A 16548-nucleotide genomic window follows, 5' to 3' on the forward strand; every position below is an offset into this window, starting at 1 on the left:
CCCCATGCGCACCCTCGCCATCGCCGCCCTGCAGACCAAGCCCGTGCCCCACAACCTCGAAGCGAGCTGGCAGCGCTTCAGCGAACAGATCCGCGCCACGCACGAGCTGTTCCCCCACGTCCAGCTGGTGGTCGCCCCCGAACTCCTGCTCGCCGCCGAGGGCCCGCTGCTGCGCCCGGCCCCCGACGACTGGATGGAGCAGGCCGCCGTCACGATCCCCGGACCGCTCACCGACCGGATCTGCTCCCTGGCCAGGGAGACCGGACTGTGGCTGATCCCGGGAAGCCTCTACGAGCGCGCCGAGGACGGCCACGTCTACAACACGGCCCTCGCCGTCTCGCCCGAGGGCGAGATCGTCGCCACCTACCGCAAGGTCTTCCCCTGGCAGCCGTACGAAGGGACCCGCCCCGGCCACGAGTTCACCGTCTTCGACATACCCGGCGCCGGCCGGGCGGGCCTGGCCATCTGCTACGACGGCTCCTTCCCCGAAACGGTCCGCCAACTCGCCTGGCTGGGCGCGGAGATCGTCATCCAGCCCACCCTGACCCCCACCCGCGACCGGGAGATGGAGCTGGTCTGCGCACGCGCCAACGCCTGGACCAACCAGGTGTACGTCGTCAACGTGAACGCCGCCGACCCGGCCGGGGTGGGCGCCAGCGCCATCGTCGACCCCGAGGGCACCGTCCGCCAGCAGGCCGGGCCCGGCGAGGAGGTCCTCGTCGACGTACTGGACCTCGACGTCGTCACCCGGGTGCGCCGCTACGGCTCCACCGGAATCAACCGCCCCTGGAGCCAGCTCGCCCGCTACGGGGAATCCATACCCCTCCCGATGTACGGCGGCGCGACCTTCCACACGCCGGACTGGCTCAAGAAGGAGGTAGAGGAGGAAGAGGAGAGCGGGACCGCGTAGCACCGCGGGTCCGCACCACCCCTCCGCCGCTTCACCCCGCCGCCGTCCCGCTCAGCGGATCCAGCTCGCGGCGCCGCCGGCTGATCGAGTCGGGGTCCCATCCCGGACGGGGTACGGAGGCCAGCAACAGCCGTGTGTACGGGTGTTGCGGGTCTCCGAGGAGCTCCCCGACCGGGCGGTGCTCCATCGTCAGGCCGCGGTACATGACGAGCGCCTCGTCGCAGACGTAGCGGACCACGGCCAGGTCGTGGCTGACGAAGACCAGGCCGATCCCGGTGTCGCGCCGGATGTCGGAGAGCAGGTTGAGCACCTGGGCCTGCACCGACACGTCCAGGGCGGAGACCGCCTCGTCCAGCACCAGGACGGCCGGTTCGACCGCCAGCGCCCGGGCGATCGCGGCGCGCTGGCGCTGCCCGCCCGAGAGCCGGCGGGGCAGGGCGGCCGCCTCGCGGTCGCCGAGGCCGACCTGGGCCAGCAGCTCCCCGACCCGGGCGGCGCGCGCCGCCCGGTCGGCCATGCCGTGCAGCCGGAGCACCCCGTCGATCGTGGCGCCGATGCTGATCCGGGCGTCGAGGGAGAGGTAGGGGTCCTGGAAGACGATCTGAACGGCCTTCGCCCTCGCCAGCCGTGCCGGCCTCCCCCGTACGGAGTCCGCCAACGGCCGTCCCTGGACGAGGATCTCCCCCGCGTCGGGGCGTTCGAGACCGACCAGCATCCGGGCCGTGGTCGTCTTCCCCGACCCGGACTCCCCCACGATGCCGAGCGCCCCGCCCGCCCGTAGCGAGAACGACAGGCCGTCCACGGCGACGACCTCCGTCCCGCCGGTCCGGTAGGTCTTGCGCAGGCCGCGCACCCGGAGCAGCTCGGGGGCCCCGTCCGTGCCCGGCTCGCCGTCCGTTCTCGGCTCGCCGTCTGCTCTCTGCTCGCCGTCTGTTCTCTGCTCGGTGCTCAACGGTCCTCCTCGCGGGTGAGTTCGGCGACGCGGTGGCAGGCGACCTCGGCCGGGCCGTGCCGTTCCAGTTCCGGCGCGGACCGGTCGCAGAGCCCTGGTTCGGCGAACCGGCAGCGGGGTGCGAAGGCGCAGCCGGGCGCGGACTCCAGCAGCCCCATCGGGGCGCCGGGGATGGGGGTGAGGCGGGCCAGCGGGCCGGCGAGCGGCGGGGAGGATCCGAGCAGGCCCGCGGTGTAGGGATGGCGGGGGGAGTCGAAGAGTTCCGCCACCGGCGCCGTTTCGACGATCCGGCCCGCGTACATGACGTAGATCCGGTCGCTGACGGAGGCCGCGAGCTCGATGTCGTGGGTGATGAGGAGGAGCCCGAGGCCGCGTTCGCGCTGCAGTCCTCCCAGGATGGCCAGGATCTCGGCCTGGGTGCTGACGTCGAGCGCGGTGGTCGGCTCGTCGCAGAGCAGCAGCCGCGGTTCGGCGGTGAGGGCCGCGGCGATCACGACGCGCTGGAGCATTCCGCCGGAGAGCTCGTGCGGGAACTGGTTCAGGTGCCGGACGGGATCGGGCAGGCCGACCGCGCCGAGGAGTTCGGCGGCCCTGACGTCGGCCCGCGACCTGGACCAGCCGTGCACCTGGCGCAGCGGCTCCGTGAGGAAGTCCCCCACCCGGCGTACCGGGTTGATGGCGGCGCGCGGGTCCTGGTAGATCATCGCGGCCTTGTTGGTGCGCACCTCGCGCAGGCTCGCGGGGTCGGCGCCGACGAGGTCGGTCCCGTCGACGCGTACCCGGCCGCCGATCTCGGCGCCCTGCGGGAACAGGCCGAGGGCGGCGCGGGCGGTGACCGACTTGCCCGAGCCGGATTCGCCGACGAGGGCGACGACCTCCCCGGCGGCGACGGTGAGGGTGATCCCGTCGAGGACGGGGCGGGCCATCGCCGGGAGGGTGACGCTCAGGGCGTCGTAGGCGAGCAGTGTCATCAGGAGTCCCTCCCCGCGAGCCGGTCGCCGAGGTCTTCCCCGACGACGTTGAAGGCGACGACGACCAGGACGACCGCCACGGCCGGCGCGATCGCGGACAGCGGCTGCCCCTGCAGGACGGCTGCCTGCCCCTGGTTGATCATGGCGCCCCAGTCGGGTGTCGGCGGCTGCACGCCGAGTCCGAGGAAGGACAGGGCGGCGAGGTCGAGCAGGGCGTAGCCGAAGTTCACCGTCGACTGGGCGAGCAGCGTCGGGGCGATGTTGGGCAGCAGCCTGCGGACGGTGACGTACAGGGCCGAGTGGCCCTGCACCTGGTAGGCGGCGATGTAGGGCCGGGACTTCTCCTGGACGGCCAGTCCGCGGACGAGCCGCGCCGTGTACGGCATGTAGGCGATCGCCATGGCGATGACAGGTGCGGTCATCCCCTTGCCGAACAGGGCCACCGCGAGGATCGCGAGGAGCAGCGCGGGGAAGGCGAAGAGGATGTCGAGCACCCGGCCGACGGCGGTGTCGATCCATCCGCCGCGCCAAGCGGTGAACAGGCCGACGGCGACGCCGAGGAGGGTGGAGAAGAGTACGACGGCGAGCGGGCCCGCCAGGCTGGTCCGGGTGCCGACGAGCAGCGCCGAGAAGGTGTCGTGGCCGCCCTGGTCGGTGCCCAGCCAGTGTGCGGCGCTGGGCCCCAGCAGGGTGTCGCCGAGGTGGCCGAAGGTCGGGTCCTCGGGGGCGATCCAGGGTCCCAGGAGCGCGACGAGGACGAACAGGACGAGGAGCGCCAGGCACGTCCGCTGGAGCCGGCTGCCGCCCAGGCGCCGCAGGCGGGCGAGCGGTTGGCGCCGGGTGCGCGGGGCGCGGGCCTTGGCGGCCGCTTCGGGAAGTGTGCTCATCGGGCGCTCCCCGCCGCGGCCATGCGCGGGTCGATCAGCGGGTGGACGATGTCCACGAGGGCGTTGACGACGACGAACGCGGCGACGACCAGCAGCACGATGGCCTGGACGACCTGGAAGTCGAGCTGGTCCACGGACTGGACGAGCAGGGAGCCCACTCCGGACATTCCGAAGGCGGTCTCCACGATCGCGGTGCTGACGAGCATGCCCGAGACCAGGAGCGCGGAGACGGTGACGATCGGTCCGAGCGCGTTGCGCAGGACGTGGCGCCGGATGACGGTGCGGCGCGGGGTCCCGCGGCTCAGTGCGACCTCCACGTGGTCGCGGCGCAGCTCGTCGAGCATGGCCGAGCGGGTCACGCGGGTCACCAGCGCGGTGAAGGTCACGGACAGGGCCACGGCGGGCAGGACCACGTGGTGCAGCCGGTCCAGGACGCCTTCGCCGTTGCCGATGGTCGGGAACCAGCCCAGCTGCACGCCGAACACCGATCGCAGGAGCAGGGCGGCGACGAAGGCGGGCGCCGCCGCGCCCACCGTCACGAGCAGCATGAGGGAACGGTCGGTGCGGCTGCCCCGGCGCAGGGCGCCGACGATGCCGGAGCCGATGCCGAACACCGCGATCATCAGGCCCGATACGCCGATGAGGAGCATGGACGAGGGCAGCCGCGACCAGACGACGGAGCTGACGTCCTGGTGGAAGAGGTAGGAGCGGCCGAAGTCTCCGTGCAGCACCCCGCCGAGCCAGTTCCAGTACCGGACCAGGAACGGCTCGTCGAAGCCGTACTGGCTGCGGAGCGCGGCGAGGTCCTCCGGGCTGGGGCTGCGCCCCTTGATGAGGAAGCTGGCCGGGTCACCGGGCGCCAGGAACAGGGAGGAGAAGACGAGGAAGGAGGTGACGAGCAGGGTCGCCGCCATGCCGGCGAGGCGGCGCAGCACCCGTCCGGCCCGGGCGAGGGCGGCCGTCATCCCTTGGCTCCGATCTCGGCCGCCCACGGGTAGTAGAGGTAGGCGATGGACGGCTGGACACCGGTGATCTTCTTGCCGAGGAAGACGCTGACGGGCTGGGTGTAGAGGGGCAGCCAGGGCAGTTCGCGCGAGGCGATCTTCTGGGCCTCGGCGTTGGCGGCCGCGTGCGCGGCGGGGTCGTAGGCTCCGACGGCCTTGTCGACGGCCGCGTCGAAGGCGGGATCGGACCAGTTGCCGTAGTTGCTGAACGCGCCGGTCTCCAGCGAGGCGAACATGTCCAGCGGGTCGGTGATGGAGGTGTACCAGAAGGTGAGGAAGAGGTCGATGCCCTCGCGCGCCGCGGGGTCGGTGAAGAGGGTCGTGTACTTCTCGGCGGAGAGGGAGTCGATCTCCGGCTTCAGCCCGATGGCGGTGGCCGCCTGGGCGACGGCCTGGGTGATGATGGTCGTCTGGGAGTCCAGCGGACTGGTGGCGATCACGATCTTCTGGCCGTTGACCCCGGCCTCGGCGGCGAGCGCCTTGGCCTTGGCCGGGTCGTACGGGTACTTCGGCAGGTCCTTCAGGAGCGCTTCGCTGCTCCCGGGGGGCGCGTCGGCCCACAGGCTGTCGGTGACGAGCGAGTCGGAGACCTCGCCGACCCCGCCGGCCCCGGCCTTGACGATGCCCTTGCGGTCGGTTGCCATGAGGAGGGCCTGGCGGACGCGGGGGTCGCCGAGGGGGCCCTTGAGGTTGCTGACCACCTCGTCGGCGACGGTGGTGTTGCGGCCGAAGTAGAGCTTTCCGGCCTCGGTGGAGCCCAGTCGGGCGTAGGCGGTCGGCGGGACCATCCAGCCGCCGTCGACCTCACCGCTCTGGAAGGCGTTGACGCGGGTCGTGGCGTCGGCGAGGAAGACGAACTTCACCTCGCCGGACTTGGCCTTCAGCTCCTGGTTCCAGTACCCGTCGAACCGCTTGAGCGTGAGCGACTGGCCCGAGGTCCAGGACCCGAAGGAGAAGGGGCCGGTGCAGTTCACGCCGGTCTGCGGATTGCCGTAGTCCTTGCCGGCCTTGGCGAGGGTGGCGGCGGATTCCACGGTGCCGGGGCTCGCGGCCAGGTACTTGTTGAAGGTGGAATCCGGCTTGGCCAGGGTGACGGTGACTTCCATCGGCCCGGTCTTGTCCACGGACTTCACGTTCTTGTACTGGTTCGCCCAGACGCTGGCCGTCTCGGGGTCGAGGTTGCGGCGCAGCGAGGCGACGGCGTCGTCCGCGGTGAGCGCGGTGCCGTCGTGGAACTTCACGCCGGGGCGGATCTGGTAGACCCAGGTGGTGGGCGTGGGGTTGGCGTACGAGGCCGCGAGGCCCGGCGAGGTCGTCAGGTCCGGGTTCCAGCGCAGCAGGCTCTCGCAGACGTTGGCGAGGATCTGGTTGGGCGGGAAGTCGAACGAGTAGGCGTAGTCGATGGTGGTCGGCTCCGCGTAGACGGACCAGGTGAAGGAGTCCAGGTTTCCGGCGGCGGCGGGCGTCTTGTCCGTGAGCCGGTAGGAGGCGGCCTGGTCCTTGGCCGGGTTCGCGGTGCCGCTGCACGCGCTCGTGACGAGCACGGCGGCCGCGGCGAGGCCCGCGGCCACGGCGTGGCGGACGCGGCTGCGGCCACTGCGGTGCAGCGGGGATCCCGATCGGGGTGATGACATCGTCTGGCTCCCTGAGGGATGAGCTCGGTGGGGTGGATGACGCTCGGCCGGTGGCGGCCCGGCCGGTGACTGCTGGGGCGATCGCTGCGGGGTCGATCGCGGATGGGGCCGATCGCCGCTGGGGCGGATCGCGCTGCTGGGCCGATCGCCGCTCAGGCGGTGTCGGCGGCGAAGACCAGTTCGCCGTCGATGTACGTGCGGAGCACGCGGGTGTCGGCGATCTCCATCGGCGGGTGGGCGAAGGGATCCCGGTCGAGGACCACGAGGTCCGCGTACTTGCCCTCCTCGACGGTGCCGGTGACCTCGTCGAGGTGGTTCACCCAGGCGCTGCCCGCGGTGTAGGCGGTGAGTGCCTGGGAGAGGGTCAGGGCCTGCTCGGGGAAGAAGGGCGGCATCGGTTCGAAGGCGTCGGGCGAGTTGGGGGCCTCGTCGGGTACGGAGCGGTTGACGGCGACGTGGATGCCCCAGAGCGGGTTGGGGCTGCTGACCGACCAGTCGCTGCCCGCGACCAGGCGGGCCCCGGCGCGCTGGAGGTCGCCGAACGGGTACTGGAGCCGGGCCCGTTCGGGTCCGAGGAAGGGGATGGTGAGCTCGTCCATCTGCGGTTCGTGGGCGGCCCACAGCGCCTGGATGTTGGCGGCCGCGTCCAGGGTCGCGAAGCGGGCGATGTCTTCGGGGTGGACGACCTGCAGGTGGGCGAGGTGGTGGCGGTTGTCGTTGGCGCCGTTGGCCTCGCGGGCTTCGGCGAGCGCGTCGAGCACCTCGCGCACGGCCCGGTCCCCGAGCGCGTGGAAGTGGATCTGGAAGCCCGCGCGGTCGAGCCGGGCGACCGCCTCGGTGAGCACCTCGGGGGCGATGAAGCTGAGCCCCGAGTTGCCGGTGGCGCAGCCGCAGCCGTCGAGGTAGGGCTCGAGCATGCCCGCCGTGAAGTTCTCGGCGATGCCGTCCTGCATGATCTTCACACTGGTGGCGTTGAAACGGCCCACCTGCCCGGTGCGGCGGCGCTCCTCCAGGTCGGGTATCTGTTCCAGGCCGCGTTCGCGGTCCCACCACAGGGCGCCGACGACGCGTGCGCGCAGGGAGCCCTCGCGGGCGGCGCGCCGGTAGACGTCGTAGTTGTCGGGGTTTCCGGGGAAGGCCCCGATCATGGCGTCCTGCCAGCTGGTCACGCCGAGGGAGAGCAGGTGCTCCTGCGCGGCGAGCAGGCCGGCGTGGGCCTCGTCCGGCGTGGCGATGGGCACGTGGTGCGCGACCAGCTCCACGGCGCCCTCCTGGAGGGTGCCGGCGGGGCTTCCGTCGGCCTCCCGCTCGATCCGGCCGTCGGCCGGGTCGGGGGTCTGCGCGTCGACTCCGGCGATCTCCAGGGCCCGGGTGTTGACCCAGGCTCCGTGTCCGTCCCGGTTGGTGAGCAGGACGGGCCGGTCCGGGACCACCGCGTCGAGCATGGCGCGGGTCGGCGTACCCCCGGGGAAGACGTCCATCGACCAGCCGCCGCCGCGGATCCAGGACGCGTCCGGGTGGGCCTTCGCGAAGTCGGCGACCACCGCGAGGTAGCCCTCGATGGTGCGCTCGGCGCTCAGGTCGCAGCCGAGCATCTGGACTCCGGCCACCGCGGGGTGGACGTGGGCGTCCTGGAATCCCGGGATCAGCAGGCCGCCCGCGAGGTCGACGACCTCGGTGTCCGCGTCCGCGAGGGATCGTACGGTGGCCGCGTCGGCGACGGCGACGATCCGGCCGCCCGCGACGGCTACGGCGGCGTCGATCGGGGTGGCCGATGTCCCGGTGAAGACCCGCCCTCCTACGAAGACGGTGTCGGCACGCTGCCTGGTCTTGCCCATCGACGCATCCTCCGGCTCGGCGGGTCATACCCGCACGGCTTGTTCGTTGAGGAGGAGTGAACGGGAGCGCAACAATGTTGTCAACGGTGTTGCGCTCCCTCTGTTCCAAATCGATACACTGGCCGCACCATGCCGAAGCCATCCGACACACCCGCCCGGTCCAAGCGCGCGGGCAGCCAGCTCACACCCGACGCGATCATCGAAGCGAGCCTGCGCATCGCGGCCCGCGGCAGCGAGGACGCCTTCACCGTGCGACGTCTCGGCGAGGAACTCGGCGCCGACCCGACCGCGATCTACCGGCACTTCCGCGACAAGGACGAGCTCCTGCTCTCGGTCGCCGACCGCACGCTCGGCGAGGTGCTCGACAGCATCCCCGCCGGCCTCGACTGGAAGGACCGGCTGCGGGCACTCGCCGACGGCTCCCTCGAAGTCGCCCTCAGATACCCGGTGGTCGGCTCGACCATGGCCAGCCGGACCACCCGCAGGCCCAACGAGTTCCGCGTGGTCGAGCTGATCCTCGGCGCGGTCACCGAGGCCGGGCTCAAAGGGGCCGAGGCGGCCGTCCACTACCGGATGGTCGGCGACTCCCTCCTCGCCTACGTCGGCCAGCGCGCCGCCTACCTGCTGTTCGACCCGGACGTCCGGGCCGCCGACGAATCCTCCTGGAGCCGGGAGTACCGGCTGGTCGACCCCGAGGGATTCCCCAACATCACCCGCCTGAGCGCGCAGTTGGCCGAGGTGACGGACGAGGAGATCTTCCGGGCCAGGGTCGAGGCACTGATCACCGCGATCGAGACCCGGGTCGAGGCGCTGCGCGGCGCATAGCCGAACGGCCCGCGCCCGCCCGCCCCTTCAGCCCGCGCCACCGTCCGCACCGCTGCCCACAGCCCTGGTCGCGCCCCTGCCCACAGCCCTGCTCGTACTCCAGCCCGCACCTCTGCCCGTACTCCTGCCCGTACCCCCGCACGCGGAAAGTGGCGCAACACCGTTGACAACGGCGTTGCGCCACCGGTTCACTCCCCCTCAGCCCGAGTCCATGCCGTCTCCGCAGGATTCCGAGAAGAGGGATCTCATGCACCACGTGCACCAGTCGGCCAACCGCGCCGGCATACCCGACCCGCTGCGCCTCGCCTTTTCCCTGCACGCCGAAGCCCGCCGCCGGGGCATGCCCGTCGCCGAGGTCACCGGCGAGCACACCGCGGCCGCCGAGAACAACCGGCGCGCCCGCCGCGCCGCCGAACACGACTCCCCCGCCCGCATGCCGAGCCGCCGCCGGATACTCGGCGCGGCCGGCACGATGGCCCTCGCCGCGGGCCTGCCCGGCGGCCTGCTCTCCCCGCGCAGCGCCGCGGCCGCCACCGGCGCCGCCGCGCCCCGCGTGGTGATCGTCGGCGCGGGGCTCGCGGGACTGCGCTGCGCGCACCGCCTGTGGAACCGGGGCACCCCGCTCGCCACGACGGTCTACGAAGCGGACACCACCCACATCGGGGGCCGGTGCTGGTCCCTGCGCGGCTTCTTCTCCGGCGGCGCGGTCCACGAGCACGGCGGTTCCTTCATCAGCTCCACCGACTCCGCGGCCCTCGGACTCGCCCACGACCTGGGCCTCCAGCGGGAGATCGCGAACGGCGGCGCCCTCAACGCCGGCGACTACGCCGCCCGGATCAACGGCGGCTCCTACCCCGGGTCCGACCAGCAGGACGACTGGATCGCGGAGGCCTACGACGCGTTCAGCGCCTCCTACGCGGCGGCCGGCACCGCGCGCTACGACAGCTACACCCCGGAGGCGTACCGGCTGGACCAACTCTCCTGCCTGGACTACCTCGACGAGATCGGGCTGAACCCGGGCTCGCGGCTGGGCCAGCTCATCCGGTCCCTCCAGCTCCAGTCGGGCGGCGAACCCGCCGAGGCCTCGGCGCTCGGCATGATCGGCTTCCTCGGGGGCTCGTCCGTCTTCGCGGGCGGCGGCTTCGACGAGAAGTACCACCTCGTGGGCGGCAACGACCAGTTGGTCAGCGGGATGGCGGCGCAGCTGCCGGCCGGGACGGTCCGCCAGGGATACCAGCTCGTCGCGCTGCGCCGGAACGGGGACGGCTCGTACACCTGCACCTTCGACCACGGCGGCAGCACGGTCACGGCCGCGGCCGACCACGTGGTGTTGGCGCTGCCCTTCAGCACGCTGCGCGACGTCGACCTCTCCGGGGCGGGCCTGTCCGCCCGCAAGCTGACCGCCATCCGCCAGCAGGGCATGGGCCAGAACGCGAAGCTTGTCACCGAGCTCTCGGCCAAGACCTGGCCGCGCCTCGGCTACAACGGCATCAGCAACACCGGCCCGCTCGGCTACCAGACGGCCTGGGACGGCTCGGTGGCCCTCGGCCCCAACGGCTCGCCCGCGCTCATGGTCGGGTTCCCCGGCGGGAACACCGCGCGCGACACGCTCACCGGAGCCGCGCACGGCCCGGCGCCCGCGGCGGACGTCGACTGGTTCCTCTCCCAGGTCGAGACCGTGTACCCGGGCACCAGGGCCGCGTTCACCGGCAAGGCGTACGAGGACCACTGGTCGCGCGCCCCGTGGCAGCGGGGCGCCTACCAGTACTACAAGGTGGGCCAGTACACCTCGATGGCCGGCTGCGAGGCCCTCCAGGAGGGCCGGATCCACTTCGCGGGCGAGCACACCGATCCGGAGGACTCCACCCTGAACGCGGCGGTCGCCTCCGGCGAACGCGCCGCGACGGAGATCGCCTGCCAGGTCTGATCCCCGCCCCGGGGGACCTGCCGCTCCCGGTTCAGAAGGCCGAGTGGGCGAACCAGTGGTCGAGCAGGTCCGGGTCGCCCAGCAGCTCGAAGGCCCCGCTCCGGCGGTCCAGGCGGCCGTAGAGGAGCAGCAGGAGGTCCGCGGCCGATCCCCGGACCGTGGCGTCGGCCGCCCGCGGCTCGGCCGGGTCGGCCACCAGGGCGAACCCGTCGGGGCGCAGCCCGACCAGCCAGTCGCCTTCGCCGCCTCCCTGGCCTTCGCCGTCCGTGCAGCTGAAGCGAATGCTCCGGTCAGGGGCGCGCAGTTGGGCGGTCCGCGGTGCGAAGGGGGTGGCGAAGGGGAGGTTGGTGAGGAACTCGTCGATGCCGTCGACCGCCAGTGCGCGGTCGACGTGCGGCGGCAGTCCGAGGGCGAGTTGGGCGTCGACCCGGTGGACGAGGGTCTCGAAGAGCATCCGCCGAACCCAGAACCGGGCGTGCTGGTCGACTCCCCAGGCCCACATCGGCGCATCCAGGTCGGTGGCGGCGAACACCTCGGCGGCCTCTCCGGCGCCCATGGCCAGCCAGTCCGGGAGGCCGTCGGGGTGCTCCGGCAGCCGCAGATCCACCTCACGGCTGGTCGGCGGCTGCTGGATGCGCCGGCGGAGCAGTGCGGTGAACCAGCGGTGCACGCTGCCGACGTGCTGCGTGAGGTCCGCCAGGGTCCAGCCGGGACAGGTGGGCACCGGCGTGGAGAGGTCGGCCGCCTTGACCGCGGCGACGAATCCGGCGGCCTCGGCCGCGACGGCAGCTCCGTGCTGAGCGGGTTCCATGTCTGCGCCCTTCCTCATGATGGTGCTGCCCAGAAACCAAAGATACTTAATGAGCTAGATGGTTCATGTCTTCAAGTAATGCGATGCGAAGGTAATTCGCGAGCGTCGGGGATGTCAACTTCCGGACCCGCGCGGGCCGCGTACCCAGACGGGTTGAGTAGGCCTACTCATGCCGGGCCGGGCGGCGGCCGACACCCTGGGGACACGAAGCCCGCGCACCCCGGAGGTTCCATGATCAGCCGCCTCGCCTCAGTCCTGGCCCCGGCGTTCGGCCGGATGACGGTCACCGCGGACTCGCCGGACCCCGTCGCGGGCGGGACCATCCTGGTCTCCAACCACACGAGCCTGTTCGACCCGGTCCTCGTGGTCGCCGCGCTACGGGGACTCGGCGTCGAGCCGGTGGTCATGGCCGCGGCCGGGCTGTGGCGGGTGCCGGTGCTCGGAGGCGCGCTCGCCCGCGAGGGGCACATCCCGGTCCACCGGAGAACGGCTCGCGCGGCGAGCTCGCTCGACGGCGCCGCCGAGGCGCTGGCGGCCGGCCGATGCGTGCTGATGTACGGGGAGGGCGGGATTCCGTCCCGCCGCGACTCCGGGGAGGCCGCGCCGCTGCCCTTCCGCAGCGGCCTGGCCCGCCTCGCCCGGACCACGGGCGCGCCCGTCCGCCCGGTCGGCCAGGCGGGTGCCCGGCGCGTGAGCTCCGGGCGGGCGGCCAAGCAGATCGCCGGAGTCCTCACCGCCCCGGCCCGCCGCCCGCGCCTGCACGTCCACGTCGGCGCACCCCTGTCGCTGCCGGAGGGCCTCCCGGAGGCGACCGCCGCGGCCCATCGCGCGGTGACCGCGGCCTGGCGGACCGCGGCGGCCCGCCTCGCCGGGTGACGCCTCGCCCCCGCCCCTCCACCCCAACCCTCCACCCCGACCCCCGACCCCAACTCTCCCCGCACGCAGGTTCGTTCGATGCGACCGGCCGGGCCGCCACGGCCTCAAACATCGCCCCGGCGTGACACAGCCCTCCCGGCCCGCGCACCGGACGGCCTTGCCATACCGCGAGAACACGCCGGACACTTACTCACGTACGGTAGCGACCACCACCCCACGAGTGATGATCACACCGGGGCGCGAGGGGCTGATCACCACCTATGACGACTCAATCAAGACCGGCGGCACACCCCGGCGCGAGCTCCGGCCGGCTCCCCCGGGGCCATCGGGAGCTGGCTCAGGACGTGGCGCGGCGCGTGGTCATCGACCTGGCACCGCGCGAGGCACGCCACTTCGAGCAGCGGGCCCGGGCACACTTCCGCCCCCGCCTGCCCTGGCGCGGCCGCCGCACCACACGGTTCGATCTGCTGGGCCTCCCCTCGGAACTGCTGACCCCGACAGCCCTGGCGGTCTCCACGGCCCTGCTGGGGGCGGTGTCCACGGAACTGGTCGCCGGCCTGAGGCAACGGACCACGGGCCTGCTGCGCCGACGCGGACAGCATCGGGCGGAGCCCGCATCGGCCGGCACGCCGTCCCAACCGCCCCCGACAGCCGCCGGATCCGAGCCCACGGCCGCGGATCTGGCGCGCTGGCACACCAGTGCGCTGGAGGCCGCCCGCGAGTGCCGGGTCCCCGAGGAACTCGCCCGCCGCATCGCCGACTCCGCGCTGGCGCACCTCGTGCAGTACCTGGCCGCCAGGTCGCTCCCCGTCGCCGCCGGGGACACCGCTCGGGACGCCCTCCCGCCGGAGTCCGCGAACCCGAACCCGGCGGAGTCCGCGAACCCGAACCCGGCCGGCCCGAACCCGAGCCCTCCGGACCCGCCCGTTGCCGACGGGCCGCCGGCTGCCGACCGCTGACGACCGCCGTGTTCCTGCGGGCACTGCTGTTCTGGTTCGCCCTCACCGTCGCGGCCGGAGCCATCGCCTTCCCCACGACGCCCGAGAGTCAGGCGCGGGCCGCCGACAGCCACCGGATCTGCGCGGCGGAGGTCGAGTCCGCCTATCTCCGTACGCTCCCTCGCACGCCCGAGGAGGAACAGCAGGCCGCCGCGGTCCCCTTCTGGCACAGGACCTTCCTCCCGGACCGCTACCGCCCCGAGGTCCTCGAAGCCGTCGCGCAAAAGTGCGGAGTAAACCCCGTCGACCGTCCCGAGCAGCGTGCGGGCCTGGCCGTGGGCGTGCTGGCGGGCGGCGGGTTCCTCCTCTACTGGCTGCTCCCCTACCTGACCGTCCTCCGGTACGGCCTCAGGCCCGAGCCCCCGCAGGAGGCCGACGCCGTCGATGCGGACGGAACACCCCTGCCCTGCCTCGACTCCGCCGTGCGAAGGCTGGCGGCCGACGTGGGGGTCACCGTGCACGCGGTGCTGTTCAACGCGGTCGACACCACGGCCAACGCCGTCGCCTTCGGACACGCGGGCCGACGGTACGTGGAGCTGGCGAGCGGCATGGAGGGGCTGCTCGAGAAGGACCCGGCCGCCTTCGACGCCGTCGTGCTCCACGAGCTCGGCCACATCCGCAACCGCGACCTCGACGTCACCCAGGGCATCACGGCACTGTGGTGGGCGTTCGTCGCGCTGGTCGCCGCCACCTTCTGCCTCTCCCTGACGGGATTCGCGGCCGACGGTGCGGGCCTGCGCGCCCTGTGCCTGCAGCTCGTGCTGCTCACCTACATGGTCTACGCGGCCCGCAACAGCTACCTGCACTCCCGCGAGTTGCACGCCGACGCCTTCGCGGCGGCCCACCCGGCGGGGAGCAACGGCCGCACCGGCGGCTCCGGCGGCGAGGAGATCCGGCAGGCGCTGGAGCGGTTCCTGGGCCGGCTGGCCGCGGAACGCCCCGACAAGGGGGGCCATACGTCGGCCTGGCCCTTCGCCACGCACCCCTCCCTCGCCCGCCGGAGGGCCGCGCTGGTCCGTCCCGCACTCGCCGACGAGTTCACCGGCTGGGAGGCGGCCCTGATCGGCTGCATCCTCACGTTCGCCGTGAACCTCGTACTGGTGCACAGCTACGACCTCGCACTGTTCGGGCTCAGGACCGGCATCCTCGAGCTGGCCGAACTGGACACGCTCCGGCCGGTGTACGTCTGGGCCACCCTGCCGCTGCTCCTGGTGGCAGGACCCGTCATCGGCCTGGGCCTGCGGTACTCCGTCCTGGCCTGGCGCAGCGGCCATCACGGCGGTGTCCGCCCGACGATCCGCCTGGCCGGGCTGTCGGCCTGCCTCTGGGCCGGGCTGTGTCTGGGCTGCCTGATCCACCCCGGGCCGATCACCGATCGCTCCCTCACGGACGGGCAGCCCGTCATGCTGTGGCAGGCGCTCACCGGTTCGGCCGGCCTCGGCCTGGCCCTGACCTCCGCCGCATCCCTGGGCCTCTGCGCCCTGGTTGCCCTCGGCGCCGAAGCGGTGGCGCTGCGCCGCCGGGCCGCTCTGCTCCTCACCGGCGCCTACGGGGCGTTCGTGTTCGTCGGGTGGTTCCCCACCGCGCTTCCGTCGGCCACCGCGCCGTACCGCTACGCGGTGGTCCTCGGCCTTCCGCTCCTGGGCGCCGTGTGCCTGCTCGGCGCCCGGCGTCCCCGTTCCGTCCGCCTCCTTCAGCCGCGAGTGCGCGCCGGGCACGACCTCGGCACCGTGACGGCCGCTTCGTCCCCCCTGCGCACCCCGCTCCTCTTCGTGTGCCACCTCACGACGCTCGGGGTGACGCTCTGGGCCCTCGTCCTGGCGGCCCGGCTCCTCACCTTCTCCCTCTCGCCCACACCGACGGTCCTGGCCGAGTCGTCGGGGCTGATGCTGTTCGTCCTCGGCATCGCGGGCGCCGCCCTCGCACCGCACGACGCCGTGTTCCGGCAACGCCTGCACGCCGCGATGTGCTGCCTCGCGGGCGCCGCGGCCCTGACGGGGGTGGCGGGTCTCGTGGGCGGCACGATCCCGCCTCCGCTGTTCCTGGCCCTCCTGGCCCCGGCCGGCGGCGCACTCGTGTCCTCTCGGGTCACGGCGGCCGCACTCTACGACCTGCGGCACGGCAGGGCCCGGCAAGGTCCGAAGGAGCCGGCCTAACGGCGACGGCGTGCGCAGGTCCAGGCCCCCATGCCCTGGATCTCGGCGAGTCTGTTCGCCGTGGCGATCTGCTCGGCCTTCGTGGCGAGATCGGCGCGCGGCGCGTACTTGCGGCCTCCTGCCGCCTTCCAGCTCGACTGCGTGAACTGGAGGCCGCCGTAATGGCCGTTGCCGGTGTTCGCCCGCCAGTTCCCGCTGGATTCGCACCGGGCGATGGCGTCCCAGTCGGGCGCCGGTTTGGAGTGGACAGCGGCGGCGTGAGCCCCGGAGACGTCCAAGAAGGACACGACCAACAACACTGCCGTTGCCAGCAGTTGACCGATCACGTTCCGGCTTCGCCGGACTGTCCAGTGGTGCGACATCAGTCCTCCTTCGCTGTTGGTGCGGACCTGCCGCGAACAGCGGGCGGGCCCGCGTACGGCCGTCATCGGGCCGCGGCCACAGCAGAGCACGGACCGACCCGCTTCCAGCGGCACTTACGGCCCGCGAAGGGTCAACGCCACCCGGACGGACGTGTCGCGGCCGGCTCGTGGCCGCGACACGCGGGGTCGTACGAGGTAAACGGCGCTCAGACGGTGCTGAACTCGGCCAGGTGATGGCACGTCGGGTGAGACCGAGTCCGCAGTCGGCCTGCACCGCTTTCCAAGGACGGCTCGCGTACCAGTAGCCGGGCGTGGCCCTGTCGCCCGAACCGACCGCACTGATGGCCGGGTTGACGATGCACTCGGGCCAGGTCCTGGTGGGATCGCAAAGGGCGCC

General features: G+C 72.8%; 14 protein-coding genes. 6 read left to right on the forward strand and 8 right to left on the reverse strand.

From position 1 onward, the window contains the following. Nucleotides 1–4 precede the first annotated feature (4 nt). Nucleotides 5–910 (forward strand): carbon-nitrogen hydrolase family protein, encoded by a 906-nt coding sequence (locus tag OG490_RS02920; RefSeq protein ID WP_330294694.1) that lies wholly within the window; start codon nt 5–7, stop codon nt 908–910. Between the two features lie 31 nt (nt 911–941). Here OG490_RS02920 and OG490_RS02925 read toward each other — a convergent pair whose 3' ends face one another. From OG490_RS02925 to OG490_RS02950, 6 genes are all read right to left on the reverse strand, one after another. Continuing rightward, nucleotides 942–1772, reverse strand: a complete 831-nt coding sequence (locus OG490_RS02925) for an ABC transporter ATP-binding protein (RefSeq protein WP_330300751.1) — start codon at nt 1770–1772, stop codon at nt 942–944. An 86-nt stretch (nt 1773–1858) separates the two neighbouring features. After that, nucleotides 1859–2833: an ABC transporter ATP-binding protein gene (locus OG490_RS02930; RefSeq protein ID WP_330294695.1), complete on the reverse strand. Its 975-nt coding sequence runs from the start codon at nt 2831–2833 to the stop codon at nt 1859–1861. After that, the gene (locus tag OG490_RS02935; protein WP_330294696.1) at nt 2833–3720 is read right to left on the reverse strand and encodes an ABC transporter permease; all 888 of its coding nucleotides are present in this window, start codon (nt 3718–3720) and stop codon (nt 2833–2835) included. The genes OG490_RS02930 and OG490_RS02935 overlap by 1 nt, the downstream gene beginning before the upstream one ends. Beyond that, the gene (locus OG490_RS02940; protein WP_330294697.1) at nt 3717–4685 is read right to left on the reverse strand and encodes an ABC transporter permease; all 969 of its coding nucleotides are present in this window, start codon (nt 4683–4685) and stop codon (nt 3717–3719) included. Before OG490_RS02940 ends, OG490_RS02935 begins: the two co-directional genes overlap by 4 nt. Continuing rightward, nucleotides 4682–6358, reverse strand: coding sequence for an ABC transporter substrate-binding protein (locus tag OG490_RS02945; protein WP_330294698.1), 1677 nt, complete (start codon nt 6356–6358; stop codon nt 4682–4684). The genes OG490_RS02940 and OG490_RS02945 overlap by 4 nt, the downstream gene beginning before the upstream one ends. 152 nt (nt 6359–6510) lie before the next feature. Continuing rightward, on the reverse strand, nt 6511–8196 hold the full coding sequence (locus OG490_RS02950) for an amidohydrolase (RefSeq protein WP_330294699.1): 1686 nt from the start codon (nt 8194–8196) through the stop codon (nt 6511–6513). Nucleotides 8197–8325: 129 nt separating this feature from the next. Here OG490_RS02950 and OG490_RS02955 point away from each other — a divergent pair, with 129 nt between their 5' ends. Then, nucleotides 8326–9021 (forward strand): TetR/AcrR family transcriptional regulator, encoded by a 696-nt coding sequence (locus OG490_RS02955; protein ID WP_330294700.1) that lies wholly within the window; start codon nt 8326–8328, stop codon nt 9019–9021. A gap of 247 nt (nt 9022–9268) precedes the next feature. After that, nucleotides 9269–10948, forward strand: coding sequence for a flavin monoamine oxidase family protein (locus OG490_RS02960; RefSeq protein WP_330294701.1), 1680 nt, complete (start codon nt 9269–9271; stop codon nt 10946–10948). Between the two features lie 31 nt (nt 10949–10979). Here the strand turns inward: OG490_RS02960 and OG490_RS02965 are convergent, their stop codons facing one another. Continuing rightward, entirely contained in the window at nt 10980–11759 is a 780-nt protein-coding gene (locus tag OG490_RS02965) for a maleylpyruvate isomerase family mycothiol-dependent enzyme (protein WP_330294702.1), read from the reverse strand. Nucleotides 11760–11990: 231 nt separating this feature from the next. On the opposite strand from OG490_RS02965, the gene OG490_RS02970 reads away from it, so the two are divergent. From OG490_RS02970 to OG490_RS02980, 3 genes are all read left to right on the forward strand, one after another. Then, complete coding sequence (locus OG490_RS02970; protein ID WP_330294703.1) at nt 11991–12635, forward strand: lysophospholipid acyltransferase family protein; 645 nt, start codon at nt 11991–11993, stop codon at nt 12633–12635. A 344-nt stretch (nt 12636–12979) separates the two neighbouring features. Then, a complete protein-coding gene (locus tag OG490_RS02975) occupies nt 12980–13594 on the forward strand; it encodes a hypothetical protein (protein WP_330294704.1) in 615 nt (204 codons plus the stop codon). 8 nt (nt 13595–13602) lie between these two features. Further along, the gene (locus tag OG490_RS02980; RefSeq protein WP_330294705.1) at nt 13603–15789 is read left to right on the forward strand and encodes a M48 family metalloprotease; all 2187 of its coding nucleotides are present in this window, start codon (nt 13603–13605) and stop codon (nt 15787–15789) included. Here the strand turns inward: OG490_RS02980 and OG490_RS02985 are convergent. Then, nucleotides 15786–16076 (reverse strand): transglycosylase family protein, encoded by a 291-nt coding sequence (locus OG490_RS02985; RefSeq protein ID WP_443065738.1) that lies wholly within the window; start codon nt 16074–16076, stop codon nt 15786–15788. The two genes, OG490_RS02980 and OG490_RS02985, sit on opposite strands and share 4 nt — an antisense overlap. Nucleotides 16077–16548: the final 472 nt, after the last annotated feature.

It is taken from the genome of Streptomyces sp. NBC_00503 (assembly GCF_036346895.1).
Taxonomy (GTDB): Bacteria; Actinomycetota; Actinomycetes; order Streptomycetales; family Streptomycetaceae; genus Streptomyces.

Excerpts from the sequence above, each read along its gene's own strand:
- OG490_RS02950 (WP_330294699.1), bottom strand. The coding sequence starts at position 8,196 with ATGGGCAAGACCAGGCAGCGTGCCGACACCGTCTTCGTAGGAGGGCGG.
- OG490_RS02930 (WP_330294695.1), bottom strand. The coding sequence starts at position 2,833 with ATGACACTGCTCGCCTACGACGCCCTGAGCGTCACCCTCCCGGCGATG.
- OG490_RS02920 (WP_330294694.1), top strand. The coding sequence starts at position 5 with ATGCGCACCCTCGCCATCGCCGCCCTGCAGACCAAGCCCGTGCCCCAC.
- OG490_RS02955 (WP_330294700.1), top strand. The coding sequence starts at position 8,326 with ATGCCGAAGCCATCCGACACACCCGCCCGGTCCAAGCGCGCGGGCAGC.
- OG490_RS02935 (WP_330294696.1), bottom strand. The coding sequence starts at position 3,720 with ATGAGCACACTTCCCGAAGCGGCCGCCAAGGCCCGCGCCCCGCGCACC.
- OG490_RS02945 (WP_330294698.1), bottom strand. The coding sequence starts at position 6,358 with ATGTCATCACCCCGATCGGGATCCCCGCTGCACCGCAGTGGCCGCAGC.
- OG490_RS02960 (WP_330294701.1), top strand. The coding sequence starts at position 9,269 with ATGCACCACGTGCACCAGTCGGCCAACCGCGCCGGCATACCCGACCCG.
- OG490_RS02940 (WP_330294697.1), bottom strand. The coding sequence starts at position 4,685 with ATGACGGCCGCCCTCGCCCGGGCCGGACGGGTGCTGCGCCGCCTCGCC.
- OG490_RS02970 (WP_330294703.1), top strand. The coding sequence starts at position 11,991 with ATGATCAGCCGCCTCGCCTCAGTCCTGGCCCCGGCGTTCGGCCGGATG.
- OG490_RS02965 (WP_330294702.1), bottom strand. The coding sequence starts at position 11,759 with ATGGAACCCGCTCAGCACGGAGCTGCCGTCGCGGCCGAGGCCGCCGGA.